This window comes from Flagellimonas meridianipacifica (assembly GCF_003001695.1).
GTDB lineage: Bacteria > Bacteroidota > Bacteroidia > Flavobacteriales > Flavobacteriaceae > Flagellimonas > Flagellimonas meridianipacifica.
This window is the reverse complement of the sequence record NZ_PVYX01000001.1, coordinates 129147-143548: the sequence shown is the minus strand read 5'-3', so window position 1 is coordinate 143548 and position 14402 is coordinate 129147. Positions and strand designations below refer to the sequence as shown.

Genomic DNA, 14402 nt, shown 5'->3' with positions numbered 1-14402 from the left:
TGAATACCATAAAACCCTCGTTTTTTACGATAAAAAACGTCAATGATATTTTTTTTTGTTAAAATTGCCTATGGATTTTGTGTTGCAAAATGGGAATTTCGAAACGGTAACAGCTTCTGCCATAGATGATAAAGGCTTTGAAATTATTATAGAATGCTATTATGATCAGGTTATCGGCTACGCCCAAAGTTTATGCCGTAACGAATCCTTGGCAAAGGACCTGACGCAAGAATCATTCTTTAAATTATGGAATAAAAGGAAGAATTTAAAGGAAGGTGTGTTGATTAAAGGGTGGTTGTACAAAACAGTTCGCAACGGGTTCTTGGACCATATAAAAAAATACAAGAAAGAAACCCATTTACTGGAAAAAGCATTCGCCGATACTTTGGACGATGTTGTTTCAAAAGCCCAACAGGAAGAAATACAGCGAAAAATAAGAATGGTGGAAAATGAGATTGACCTACTTCCCAATAGGTGTGGCCAAATATTTAGGTTGAGCAAGATGGAAGGTCTGACCAACATAGAAATTGCCGGACACTTGGGCATCTCCGTAAAAACTGTGGAGGGGCATCTGACCAAAGCTCTAAGGACGTTAAGGGACAGGTTAAATGAAAAAATCCAAGTGCTATTTTTGGCCGTCAGACGTTTGTACTAAGCTGCTGGAAACCATCGACTGGTCCCATATCCCGGTTCAACAACTTCCCATATGTCAAAACCCATAGGCCATTGAAAAATTGACCCCAAAGGGATGTCCAGGCCTTAAACCGGCAGGAACCCTTGATACCGCGTAAACTTCATCCAACAGGTTTATGATATTGGCGGAAAACACAAAATGTTTGTTGTAAAAATATTTTGCCGTCATATCGATTACAAAATTCGATTCCACCCTTAGATTTGGTGCAATAGTGCCAGTTCCAGCTCGGGTTCTGAAAGCATCCGTGTAACGTGCCCCTACATCAAGGACAAATCTCTCATGTTCCAGTCCCAAATTCAGATTGAATTGGTTTTTCGCTATGTAGGGTATTTCATCTCCTGCGGTGACCGATCCAAATATGTCGTTGTCGCTTTCAAAGGAGCTTAGAAATTCCGTATCCGTCAAGGTATAGGTAAAGGACACCGGAAGCCTGAATTTTTCAGAAGTATTCTTCAGGAGATTGTAATCCAACAACAGTTCCGCCCCACTGACCCTCACAGCCCCCGCGTTAAACTGATCCAGACTGCCGGTGCCCCCACTAGCGGCTAGATCGCTGCCCAACAGATTTTGGTAATCATTATAAAACAGAACTACCTCGCCACGAATTCCCTTATGGTTAAAACGGGTTCCCAGTTCGTAATTGATGCTTTTTTCGGCATCCTGGCCGTCGACGGTTCCGGGAGGAGAAAATCCTTTGTGTGCCCCGCCAAAAACGGACAGGCTATTGGTAAAGGTATAATTTGCCCCTACTCCGGGGATCCAAACATCCACTCTGTTGAATCGCTCTGAAAGCTCCGTGCCCGATCTTGTCGGGTCGTTGGTCCCATAATCTATTCTCCCCATCTTAATGTTCTCGTATCGTAGGCCCGGGGTCAATGTGAACCTACCGATATTTAGTTTGTACAACGCATGGGCCGAAAGTGCTTTGGCATTGTTGATTCTGTTTGCATTGGCTCCCTTGGCCCCCACTGTTGTGCGTATGAGATTATTATTTGAGAAGGCATATCTGTCCACCCATTGGAATCTATCTTCCTCGTCGGAGTGGTACCTGACCCCCAACTCCAGGCTTTGGACCCAATCCGTTCCCCAGCGCAGCTTGGCAATGGACTGTATGCCCCTAGAAAGGTATGCTCTGTTATTGGCCTTAATTCCAAACACGTCGGCCGCCGTATCCGTATTTCCCAGCAGTGCAGCGTATTCCATGTTATATGTGGTAGGGTCTGAGAGCACCGTGCTTATTCCAACGCGCTGCCCCAGGTTGACGTCGTCCAATTTATACCAATTACGTTTAAATTTGTTCACGTATCCAGTGGTATTGATACTGAATACCGGAGAAAATTTAAGAAAATGCGTGAATTGGTACTGCTGGTGCTCTGAATCCATGACGTCCTCGGAAGAGGCCCGATATCTTCGATACGGGTCAAGGTCAAAATCAGCATCGGTCAAGCCCAAATAGGTTTCGTTGGCCCGTTCCTCGGAAAATTGGATTTTGAATACAAGTGCTTGGTAGATTCTGGCATCTTCATTTGTATTTATTCGGAATTTTGCCAAGTAGTCAGATTTGTCAAAACCTGTATTACCGCCCCCGTCCAGATTTTTGAAACCATCGGAATTGTAATTGTAGTACTCACTTACAAATCCAAAATTCCCAAAATCATTTCCGATGACAACTTGGGTGTTCCTTGAGTTGTAATTGCCAGCGGATAGGGAAACCTGACCGCCAAATTGATCGGGAATCCGTGCCGAGATCATATTGATCGCCCCACCCGTCGTATTTGGGCCGTATTGGATCTGACTGCTTCCCTTTAGAATTTCCAAGGCCTGCATTCTGCCAAGAGTGGGAAAGTAGTACGCCGCAGGTGCGCTGTAGGGGGCAGGGGCAATTAGGACCCCATCTTCCATAAGGTTGATTTTTGCGCTCCTTTCGGGTGAAGTGCCCCTTAGGCTGATATTAGGTCGTAGACCAAATCCATCCTCCTCATATATGTTGACCCCGGGAACTCGTTTCAACGTTCTGTTGATATCGGTGTAACCAAATCTTTTCAATTCCTTTTCTGAAATAAATTGAGCCGATCCCGTCCTGTTCCTTGCTTCGAATTCGCTCCCCAGTATTGCATTTCCATTGACTACCACCTCATTAAGCATCTCGATTCCAGTTGTGGTCGAATCCTTTTCCATTTCATTTTCTTGGGAAACGCTATTATGCGCTACCAACAGGACCGCAGAGGCCGATAACAAGAAATTCCGCATTTAATATTTATTTAGATTAGATAAAAATAAATTGCAAACCTAGGGATGTTTTTAGTGACGGCAAAATAATTTTGAAGGATTCCGACTAGTTTTTTGGGTCTTCTTTTTCAATGGTGCGAAATTCCCACCATGACCAATATCATGATTAGTGACGTTCTTGTTTGGCTACCTTTGAAAAACAAAAAACAAAAATGATGGCCAAAATTGAAGTTGCCCTTTTTATGGTGCTCTTTTTAAATTTCTCTCTTTTTTCACAGGAGGAACTTGATGATTATGTCATAGAATACCGGGCCATTGCCAGAGGAATGTCCAGAAGAGTAGTGGTTAAGCATAAGATATTTGTCTATCACGCCACGCGAAATCACAAGACCGCCGATAGTTTGGAAATCAAAAATGAACAACGGGCAAAATTGGTTGAACTGTTGGAAGGCTTACCCTTGAAAGGGATGCCTTATTTGAAGCCCCCGTCGGATAAAAGGTTGGCTGACGGTGCCCCCCACGCCAAATTAAAAATCTCCTTAAAAAAGCGCACCTACGAATCCCCCGGCTTTGATCATGGCAACCCTCCAGAGGAAATCAAAGATCTTGTGGAATTTGTGTTGAATATCGCTGAATCTGTTGTTCAAAAGGAATGATACGACCGTCCTCCCGTTTCTAAAATTATGTTAAACACGGTTTTCATGTTAAAATTTTTGTAGTTTTGTCACTTGAATGAAGAGGATTCTATTTAAAATATCATCCTTTCTAATGGCACTGATTGTGCTGTTTTCTACCTTTTCCTATACGGTAAAGCAACATTATTGTTGTGATGTTTTGGTTGATTTCTCCTTCTTTGGCGAAGCGGAATCTTGTAATATCGAAGGTTCAAATCTGATGTATTCGGATGGAACAGGTTTTTCAAAAAAAGACTGTTGTGAGGACGAACTACTTGCGGTTGATGGACAGGACAAATTAAACATAACCTTTGAAAGTCTAAGCTTTGAGCAACTACAGTTCCTTGCTTCCTATGCGTATTCCTTTCTTAATCTGTTCGTCAAATCAACTGACAACAACACATCTTTTAATACTTATCCACCACCTTTGTTGGTAAAGGATATTTTGATTCTGGACCAGACTTTCCTTATTTGATCTTAAATAGTTGAATACATTGCCCGTTGATTGACCGTCAGGGGCTACGTACGTTTTTGTTGAATTTTTCAACACAAGTTTCAATTATTTAATAATCAAATACCATGCTAAATAAAACAATCCGTTATTTTCTTGAGAACAGGTTGATAACATTTATGCTCCTCCTTGCCTTTGTTTTTGGGGGAATCGTAACGGCCCCGTTCAACTGGGAACTTTCTTGGATGGACAGAAGTCCGGTACCTGTTGATGCCATTCCCGATATAGGTGAGAACCAACAAATTGTGTTTACAGAATGGATGGGTCAATCACCTCAGGACATAGAGGACCAAGTTACCTATCCGCTTACCACCGCGTTATTGGGTATTCCAGGGGTAAAGACCATCCGGAGCAATTCCATTTTTGGTCTTTCCAGTATTTATATCATTTTCGATGACGATGTGGACTTTTACTGGAGTCGGACCCGAATATTGGAAAAACTGAATTCGCTGCCGCCAGGTACAGTGCCCAATGAAGTAACCCCTGCCTTAGGACCCGATGCCACGGCCCTGGGCCAAGTGTACTGGTACACCTTGGAAGGTAGGGACCCCAAAACCGGGAAGCCCGCAGGTGGATGGGACCCACAGGAACTTAGGACAATCCAGGATTTTTACGTGCGCTATTACCTAACTGCGGCCAGCGGTGTCTCAGAGGTGGCCTCCATCGGTGGATTCTTAAAGGAGTATCAGGTTGAAATCGATCCCGATGCCATGAAGGCCAACAATGTCGATGTAGGGATGATCATGAACGCTGTCAAGAACAGCAACCTTGATATCGGCGCGAGGACTTTGGAGTTCAACAGGGCCGAATATCTAGTTCGGGGCTTAGGGTATATCAAAAACTTATCGGATCTTGAGGAAAGCGTTGTCACCGTAAGGGACAATGTTCCCATTCGTATCAAGGACGTTGCTAAAATACAATTTGGCCCAGCGGGACGAAGGGGCGGTCTCGACAAAAGTGGTGTTGAGGCCGTTGGTGGGGTCGTAGTTGCCAGGTACGGGGCAAACCCACAGGAGGTAATCCACAACCTTAAGGACAAAATAGCGGAAGTGGCTCCAGGTCTCCCATCAAAAACCCTGGCCGATGGAACGGTTTCAAAGATAACCATTGTTCCCTTTTATGATCGTTCAGGGCTTATCCAAGAAACTTTGGGGACTTTGGAATTGGCCCTTTCCCATGAAATATTGATAAGCATTCTGGTTGTAATCGTCCTGGTACTTAATCTCAGGGCATCGGTATTGATTTCAAGTATATTGCCTGTCGGAGTGTTGATGACGTTCATCCTGATGAAATATTTTAAGGTGGACGCCAATATTGTGGCTTTATCGGGCATTGCCATTGCCATTGGCGTAATGATCGATGTCGGGATAGTCTTTACCGAAAACATAGTCAGGCATTTGGAAATGCCTGAAAACCGTGGGGCCAAGGGGAAGAAACTGGTTCAACTCATATATGTGGCCACTGTGGAGGTGGCAACCGCTGTGATTACGGCGCTCGCCACTACGGTGGTGAGTTTCTTGCCTGTATTTGCCATGCAGGCAGCCGAAGGAAAATTGTTCAGGCCCCTGGCATGGACCAAAACCTTTGCCTTGGTCTCAGCGTTGTTCATCGGGATCATGTTCATTCCGGCGATGGCAAAAGTTATGTTTTCGATCAGAATAGACACCAAAAGAACCAGTAGGGTTTTCAATGCCATTCTAATTGGTTTTGGGCTTGTTTCCCTTATTGCATATGGCAGCTTTCTTTCAATAGCCCTAATTGCCATTGGGATAAATAATCTATTGACCCAAGTACCAAATTGGAACGGTTTTGGCGGGAAAATCAGATTGCCCTATTCTGAAAAACTGGCCAATTACATCAACATTGCAATTGCCATTGTTGTTTTGGTGTACCTATTGACCATCGAATGGATGCCTTTGGGAGTCGCAAACTCGACATTTATCAACTTCATGTTTGTAATCTTGGTTGTTGGATTGGTCCTTGGGGCCTTGATGGCAATCGTGCATTTCTATCAGAGAATCTTGATTTGGTGTTTGAACAATAAATGGAAGTTTTTGTTCATTCCCATCTTTGTTGTCTTCCTTGGGATGAACATTTGGTTGGGGTTTGGTCAAGTTCTTGGGTTTATGCCCGAATTTGCTAAAAACAATGTTGTCTGGGATAAATTGGACAAAACGTTCCCTGGGCTGGGCAAAGAGTTCATGCCCGCACTGGACGAGGGTTCTTTCCTATTGATGCCGACCACCATGCCGCACTCGAGCATTACTGAAAACATGGAAGTCATTGCAACAGTTGACAAACACTTGAATTCCATACCGGAAATTGCATCCGCCGTGGGCAAATGGGGACGTGTAAATTCTGCTTTGGACCCTGCGCCCACCTCCATGTACGAGAACACCATTAACTATTTGCCCGAATATATTTTGGACGAGGATGGCCATCGGATGCGCTTTAAGGTAAACGATGAAGATGCCTTTGTACTGAAGGATGGGTCCACCTATAAATACGGGGAAGATGAATTTAGGAGAATTGGCGTTGAGCAGCTCATACTGGATAAGGACGGAGAAAATTTCAGGCAATGGCGGGAAAAGATAAAGAGACCTGACGATATCTGGAATGAAATCGTCAAGCACTCCAAATTTCCCGGGCTTACATCGGCACCAAAACTCCAGCCCATACAAACCAGATTGATCATGCTTTCGACGGGTATGCGAGCACCTATGGGCATTAAGGTATTCGGACCTACGTTGGAGGTTATCGAAAAAGTGGGCTTTGAACTGGAGAATATCCTAAAGGAAGTCCCTAGTGTGAACCCGCCTACCGTTTTTGCCGATAGGGTGGTTGGCAAACCATATTTGGAAATGAAGTTGAACAGACAGGCGATGTCACGATATGGCTTGACAATCAAAGACATGCAAATGCAACTGTCCGTGGCAGTAGGAGGTAGACAATTATCCACTACGGTAGAGGGTAGGGAGCGGTTTCCTGTTCGGGTTCGCTATGCTCGGGAGTTTAGGGACAACCCTGATGACCTCAAGAAAATATTGATTCCTACCCCCGCAGGTGTTCAGGTAGAACTGGGAGAATTAGCGGATATAGAATACGTCCGAGGCCCCCAGGTCATCAAAAGTGAGGACACTTTCTTGACCGGCTATGTCATCTTCGATATGAAGGAAGGTTATGCCGAGACGAATGTAGTAGAGGATGCCCAGGAGTTGATCGAAGCAAAAATGGAAAGTGGTGAGTTCCAGCTGCCTGCGGGGGTAACCTATCGTTTTACGGGCAACTATGAAAATCAGATAAGGGCCTCAAAACGATTGATGATTGTGGTGCCGATTTCATTGATCGTCATCTTGTTGATATTGTATTTCCAGTTTAAATCAATGACCCCGGCCCTAATGGTATTCACGGGAATATTCGTTGCTTTTGCCGGTGGTTTTATCATGATTTGGCTCTATGGCCAGGATTGGTTCTTGAACTTCGGTATTGCCGGTGTAGAAATGCGAAACCTGTTCCAACTGCACACGATAAACCTGAGCGTAGCCGTCTGGGTCGGCTTTATAGCACTATTTGGCATCGCCACGGACGATGGAGTCATTATGGGGACCTACCTCATGCAGACCTTTGAAAAGGAAAAGCCCAAAACCATACAGGAAATACGGACTTCCGTTCTGCACGCGGGCTCCAAAAGGGTCCGTCCGGCAATGATGACAGCAGCTACTGCAATTATCGCTCTGATTCCCGTTCTTACCGCTACCGGTAAAGGTTCGGACGTAGTTATTCCCATGGCCATTCCGACCTTCGGTGGCATGTTGTTACAGGTAATGACCATGTTCGTTGTGCCGGTACTATACAGTATGTGGAAAGAGAAAAATTTAATAAAACAATTAAAAGAAAGCGATGTTTAGATCAACAAAGATTATTTCAATAAAGGACACCATTGTTTTCATGCTATTCGTTTTTGCATTAGGTTCTTGCGTATTCGGGCAATCTGAACTCGAAGGCTACCTAAAGCTTGCGGCTGAAAAAAATCCCGGACTAAAAGGAAAGTTCAATGACTATATGGCGGCAATGGAAAAGGTTCCCCAAGTGGGCTCCTTGCCCGATCCCACCGTCGCCTTTGGATATTTTATACAGCCCGTGGAGACTAGGGTAGGTCCCCAGGAATGGCGTTTTAATCTGGCGCAAAGTTTTCCATGGTTTGGTTTATTGAACGCAAGAGAAGATGTGGCCACGGAGTTGGCAAATGCCAAATTTGAGGAATTTGAGAACTCAAAGTCCAATCTCTTCTTTGAGGTTAAAACAGCCTATTATAATTATTATTTTATAGAAAAAGCCATTGGGATTACCCAGGAGAATATAGAAATCCTCAAGATTTTCAAAAATTTGTCCTTGGTGAAAATAGAGGCGGGGAATGCCTCTGTGGTGGATGAGCTCAGAGTGGAACTAGAACTGAACGACCTTGAAAACCAATTGGCCTTGTTCCGCGATATGAAATACGCTTTACAGGTAAAATTCAATAATTTATTGAATACAGATGCACAGGACCCAATAGCAATACCGGAGGTTTTGTGGCAAGACGGGCTGCCAGAAGGCCAATTGGATATCGTTGATGAGATATATACGTCCAATCATCAATTGAAGGCCATTGAACATAGGTTAAATGCTTTTGTAAATCAAGAAGTGGTAGCTAAAAAAGAGGGGATGCCCAAATTCAATGTGGGATTGAGCTACACCATTGTCGGGGAAAACCCCTTGTCAACGGCGGCGGATAACGGAGAAGATGCCTTTTTGTTCCCATCGGTCGGCATTTCGATTCCCCTGTACCGCAAAAAGTACAGGGCCATGGTCAAGGAAGCGCAATATTTACAAGAGGGCGAGATGCTAAAAAAGGAAGACAAGAAAAACAGCCTCAACACTATATACGAGAACACTTCCAAGGACTTCAATGACGGGGATAGAAGGATTGCCCTTAACAAAAGGCAATCTGAAATTGCCAAGAAGGTACTGGACATCCTCATTACCTCGTATTCCACGGATTCCAAGGATTTTGAGGAGGTATTGCGAATAGAAAGGCAATTGTTGCAATATGAACTGGCCTATCAAAAGGCATTAACGGATAAAAATGCCGCAGTGGCATTCATATATTACTTACTAGGAAATTAAACGCTAAAAAATCAAGACATGGAATACTTTCAGAAATACAAAAATTATTTCATCGCTGCCGGCATTCTGATTGTTGGTATACTTATAGGGAGTCTTTTTTCAGGAGGAGGTTCCGAGAATTCCCATAAAGATGGTGAACATGAATATGTCCAGGACCCGGAGACCCAACTATGGACTTGCTCCATGCATCCACAGATTAAAATGGAAAAACCTGGTAATTGTCCCATTTGTGGCATGGAACTGATTCCTCTTGAGGAATCGGATGCTTCGGAAAGTATCGCTTCCAATGAAATAGTGATGACGGAGGAAGCCATACAATTGGCAAACATACAGACCACGGTCGTCAAAGAGTCGGATGCAGCCAAAGAGATCCATTTGTTGGGCCGGGTAAAACCTGACGAACGTCTTTTATTTTCCCAAGTTTCCCATATTCCTGGTAGGATAGAGCGCTTATATGTGAACTTTACTGGGGAAAAGGTATATGCCGGGCAAAAGATTGTGCGCATTTATTCCCCGGAACTGATCTCCGCACAAAAAGAACTCTTTGAAACCATCAAATCCAAGGAGGTGTATCCTCAACTATATGCAGCTTCAAGAAACAAACTGAAGCTTTGGAAGCTGTCCGACGCACAAATTGATGCCATTGAAAAATCTGGAAAAGTTCAGGAGCAGATAGATATTTTGTCAGACCATTCGGGTTACGTTATGCAACGTAACGTTGAATTGGGGAATTACATCATGGAAGGACAGACGCTTTTTGAAATTGCCAACTTGGGTACGGTTTGGGTCATGTTCGAAGCCTATGAATCCGATATTCCTTGGATCAATATCGATGACAAGGTGACTTTCGCGATACAGGCACTCCCTGGAAAGACCTTTACTGGAAAGGTCACCTATGTGGACCCCTTTGTTTCTTCGAGTACCCGAGTGGCAAAAGTAAGGGTGGAAGTAAAAAACCCCAACAATAAATTGTTGCCGGAAATGTATGCCAATGGTCGTATCACGGCAGAGATGTCCAATGTTGAGGACGCCATTATAATACCAAAATCCTCGGTACTCTGGACGGGAAAGCGGGCCGTGGTATATGTCAAAGTGCCCCACGAGAGAACCATATCATTCGTGTTTCGAGAAATTGAACTAGGTGCGGACATGGGGGATTACTATATCGTTGAATCGGGATTGGAAGCCGGTGAGGTCGTTGCCACAAATGGGGTCTTTCGAATCGATGCCTCCGCTCAACTGGTAGGGCAAAAGAGCATGATGAATCCCGAGGGCGGAGTCGTGATGACCGGACACAACCATGGGGCAATGGATATGGGTGATGGAAACAACACAAAGGGGACCATGGATGACGATTCCTCCATGGACCATTCCAAAATGGAAACTAAGACGGACCATTCGGCGATGGATAGGCGTCTAAAGGTCTCTGAGACATTTAAGGGACAATTGGAAAATGTGTTTGATACCTATTTGAGTATCAAGGATGCCCTTGTTAAGGATAACGGGGATATGGCCAAAACGCAGGCCGGGGCACTCTTGGATTTCCTTGCGAAAGTAGATATGAAATTATTGACGGATCATGGCGCCCACGATCATTGGATGACAATCTCAAAGGAAATAAAGAGTTCTTCGAAATCAATAAGTGAAACCGCGGATATTGAAGAACAGCGGGGGCATTTCAAACACTTATCGGCCCATTTGTCAAAAGGTGTTAGACTGTTCGGGGTCAACCAAAAGATCTATGAACAATTCTGCCCGATGGCGGACAATAACAAGGGAGCTTATTGGCTCAGCCTGGAAGAGGCGATTCAAAATCCCTACATGGGAGGCAAAATGTTGACCTGTGGCACGACAGAATCGACTATAGATCAATAAGTCCTAAAATAAACCTAAAAATATGATAAAACATGTAATTGTTTATGCATTTGCCGCCGTTGCTCTAATGGGCTGTAAAACTGAGACAGGAAAAACAAAGAATACAGAGGACCCACGGCCGACAACGGTCGAAAACAAGAACAAAGAGGCGCAGCCCAAGATGACTATGGCCCAAAATTATCGGGTAGGATCACAAGTGCCCACTGAACTGGTCTGTATGGTGAACGATGCCTATATGGGAAAACTACAGATGCCTGTTCCCGTCAATGGAAAGACTTACTATGGTTGTTGTCAAATGTGCGTTAAGACGTTGAACAACAATGATGAAGCTAGAATTGGCATAGACCCTTTTAGCAAACAAAGAGTAGATAAAACCGAGGCATTTATTGTGCTTATGGACGTTGAAGGTAAAGTGGCCTATTTCGAATCAGAGGATAATTTTAAAAAGTTCAAAGAAGTTGGCCGAATGAACCATTAAGAGAAGTTTCCATAGCAAATTGGAATTTTTTCGATTACCATCTTACAAAAACATGCTAAAAATGATTAGAAAAGAACACAAAACATGATATGATGGACATGTACTGGTGGGCTTTGGGCGTTGGTGTCCTCGTGTTGATAATCTCATTAGCCGGGGCAAGTATAAGGGATGGTTAAACCGTTCCAAGTGATAAAAAAGCCTTTGATTGAAAAGAAAGGTTGCCCACCCCAAGCTTATGTTTTCAGTACAGAAAGTAAAAGAGACAACTTCAATAGTAATTAAGACAATAGATATACAAACGAAGGGGTATTATGAATTTGAAAATTGAAATGAAAAATATGTTGAGGAAAATTACAATGTCAATGGGACTCCTCATTTCAAGTTCGGGAATTATTGCCCAAGTAGGAACCAACGGGCAAGATAGAAAAGAAGAAGGACGACCTATTAAGGAATATAACCTCACCATTGAAGAAAATAAAATGATGCTTGGAGGGGTCACTGCCAATGCGATGACCATCAACGGTGGTATTCCCGGACCGGTTTTAGAGTTTAACGAGGGAGACCTTGCCATAATCAACGTTACCAATAAAATGGCCGTGGAAACCTCAGTGCATTGGCACGGTTTAATCCTTCCCAATTTTTATGATGGTGTCCCTTATTTGAATACACCACCAATAGAACCAGGAGGGACTTTTCAATACAGAATCCCAATCAACCAATCAGGTACCTATTGGTACCATTCCCATACAATGTTGCAAGAACAGAAAGGTGTGTATGGGTCTATTATCATTCGTCCAAAAGAAAAAACTTTGGAATATGATAAAGATTTGGTGGTGCTACTCTCTGATTGGACTAACGAAAAACCATTGAACGTGTTACGAAACCTTAAAAGAGGTAACGAGTGGTATCAAGTTAAAAAAGGTACAGCAATACCATTGAGTGGAGTCATTTCAGAAGGTGCTTTTGGTGCTCAACTGAAATTTTGGAGAGACCGTATGGAAGGAGCTGATATTAGCGATATCTACTATCCCGCCTTTCTAACCAATGGAAAGTCGTTAGCAGAATATCCAGAATTCAAACCAGGTGAAAAAGTAAGGCTTCGCTTTATCAATGCATCTGCCTCTACCTATTATTGGATGGACTTTGGCGGTGGCAACCCTATGGTTGTATCAAGTGACGGTATCGATGTGGAACCCGTATCCAAAAGCCGATTTCTATTTGGTATTGCCGAAACCTACGATGTTATCGTAACCATTCCCGATGGTACTTTAGAAGTTACCGCTACAACACAGGACGGGTCTGGAAGCACTTCCTTACGATTGGGTCAGGGAACGCTATATCCAGCAAAAAGAATGGAGAGACCGGACAAAGTCGCAATGATGAAGCAAATGGCCAAAATGGATATGAAAATGGGGGCACCTGCAATGGCTGGCAACAAAAAGAAGAACACACCCAAATATTTGATGCAGAAGTACGGAATGAAGATGAATATGAAGGATGGGCAGATGCAAATGGGAATGCTCGATAAGATGTCAATGAATAATGGTCAAATGGACGATAAAATGAAAATGGAAGACCAAAAACCTATGGATATGAATAAAAATCATATGCATATGGAGACGGATAAAAAGATGGACGGTATGGCAGGAATGAAAAAAGATACGATGTCAATGAAATCCACCCAACCGTCGCATGAGATGGATGGCCATATGGGTCACGATATGTCTATGATGCAGAAGGATACCGCATCCTTTGATTACAGCACACGTAAAACCTATTTTAACTATGATTTCTTAAAAGCGAAGGAAAATACCACCTACAAGGCTGATTTACTCATAAACGATATTCTGTTAAACCTTACCGGAAATATGCAACGCTATGTTTGGAGTATGAATGGCGTACCACTTTCAGAGACCGATAATATTAAAATCAAGGGTGGCGAGGTGACCCGTATTACGCTTAACAACCTAACAATGATGCACCACCCGATGCACCTTCACGGACATTTTTTCAGGGTAATTAACGAAAATGGCGAACGTTCACCATTGAAGCACACCGTTAATGTGCCACCAATGCAAAAAGTGGTCATCGAGTTCTACAACGAAGAATATGGTGATTGGATTTTTCATTGTCACGTCCTATATCATATGATGGGTGGTATGGCAAGAGTATTCAGTTATGATACCCCAAGGGATGTAAGGATGAAGGATTTTCCCGCTCAAAACCTCGTTGATGAAACAGACCATTACTATTCTTGGGGATTGTTGCGTGCAGGCTCAAATTTTAACGAACTCTTTTTTATGTCAAGCAATATCCGAAATGGATTTGGTTTAAGGGCAGAGTTCGATTATGATAGAAATCTTGAAGCCGAAGTGAACTATGATAGATACCTAAATGATTGGGTACGTCTCTATGTAGGTGTTAATACAGAAACAGAATTACCAAATTCTTTTGATGAATTCAATACAGTTGGTCTTGTTGGTGTAAAATATTTTTCCCCTTACAGGTTCAATATAGATGTGAGTATGGACCATCAACTGCGCCCAAGAGTACGTCTGGACAGGGAAATTTTGCTTTTTCCAAGAATTTTTCTGGAAGGTGAGTATGAATATAGAGCAGACTTTGGATGGGTCAATGATTTAGGAGATAGCTCTTATGAAAGTGAAACACAATGGTTGGTGGGAGTTTCATATATCCTTTCCCGCAACTTTTCCTTACAAGGGAATTATAACAATCGATATGGCTGGGGTGGTGGTCTATTGGTCCGATTTTAGC

General features: G+C 43.3%; 9 protein-coding genes. 8 read left to right on the top strand and 1 reads right to left on the bottom strand.

The features are described 5' to 3' along the window. Window positions 1-70: 70 nt before the first annotated feature. The gene (locus tag CLV81_RS00630; RefSeq protein ID WP_106143143.1) at window positions 71-655 is read left to right on the top strand and encodes an RNA polymerase sigma factor; all 585 of its coding nucleotides are present in this window, start codon (window positions 71-73) and stop codon (window positions 653-655) included. 54 nt (window positions 656-709) lie between these two features. On the opposite strand, the gene CLV81_RS00625 is transcribed toward CLV81_RS00630, so the two are convergent. Further along, the gene (locus CLV81_RS00625) at window positions 710-2944 is read right to left on the bottom strand and encodes a TonB-dependent receptor family protein (protein WP_106143142.1); all 2235 of its coding nucleotides are present in this window, start codon (window positions 2942-2944) and stop codon (window positions 710-712) included. A 191-nt stretch (window positions 2945-3135) separates the two neighbouring features. Between CLV81_RS00625 and CLV81_RS00620 the strand changes: the two genes are divergently transcribed. The 7 genes from CLV81_RS00620 to CLV81_RS00590 all read left to right on the top strand — a co-directional run bounded on the left by CLV81_RS00620 (window position 3136) and on the right by CLV81_RS00590 (window position 14401). Beyond that, complete coding sequence (locus CLV81_RS00620) at window positions 3136-3579, top strand: hypothetical protein (RefSeq protein ID WP_106143141.1); 444 nt, start codon at window positions 3136-3138, stop codon at window positions 3577-3579. 76 nt (window positions 3580-3655) lie between these two features. Beyond that, window positions 3656-4072 carry an HYC_CC_PP family protein gene (locus CLV81_RS00615; protein WP_417935386.1) on the top strand — a complete coding sequence of 139 codons (417 nt, stop codon included), beginning with the start codon at window positions 3656-3658 and terminating at the stop codon, window positions 4070-4072. A 104-nt stretch (window positions 4073-4176) separates the two neighbouring features. Further along, window positions 4177-8016 (top strand): efflux RND transporter permease subunit, encoded by a 3840-nt coding sequence (locus CLV81_RS00610; protein WP_106143140.1) that lies wholly within the window; start codon window positions 4177-4179, stop codon window positions 8014-8016. Further along, on the top strand, window positions 8009-9274 hold the full coding sequence (locus tag CLV81_RS00605; RefSeq protein ID WP_106143139.1) for a TolC family protein: 1266 nt from the start codon (window positions 8009-8011) through the stop codon (window positions 9272-9274). Before CLV81_RS00610 ends, CLV81_RS00605 begins: the two co-directional genes overlap by 8 nt. 18 nt (window positions 9275-9292) lie before the next feature. Further along, window positions 9293-11149 carry an efflux RND transporter periplasmic adaptor subunit gene (locus CLV81_RS00600; RefSeq protein WP_106143138.1) on the top strand — a complete coding sequence of 619 codons (1857 nt, stop codon included), beginning with the start codon at window positions 9293-9295 and terminating at the stop codon, window positions 11147-11149. Between the two features lie 22 nt (window positions 11150-11171). Next, a complete protein-coding gene (locus CLV81_RS20695) occupies window positions 11172-11627 on the top strand; it encodes a hypothetical protein (RefSeq protein WP_211297976.1) in 456 nt (151 codons plus the stop codon). Between the two features lie 362 nt (window positions 11628-11989). Then, window positions 11990-14401 (top strand): multicopper oxidase domain-containing protein, encoded by a 2412-nt coding sequence (locus CLV81_RS00590; RefSeq protein ID WP_245911872.1) that lies wholly within the window; start codon window positions 11990-11992, stop codon window positions 14399-14401. Window position 14402 lies beyond the last annotated feature (1 nt).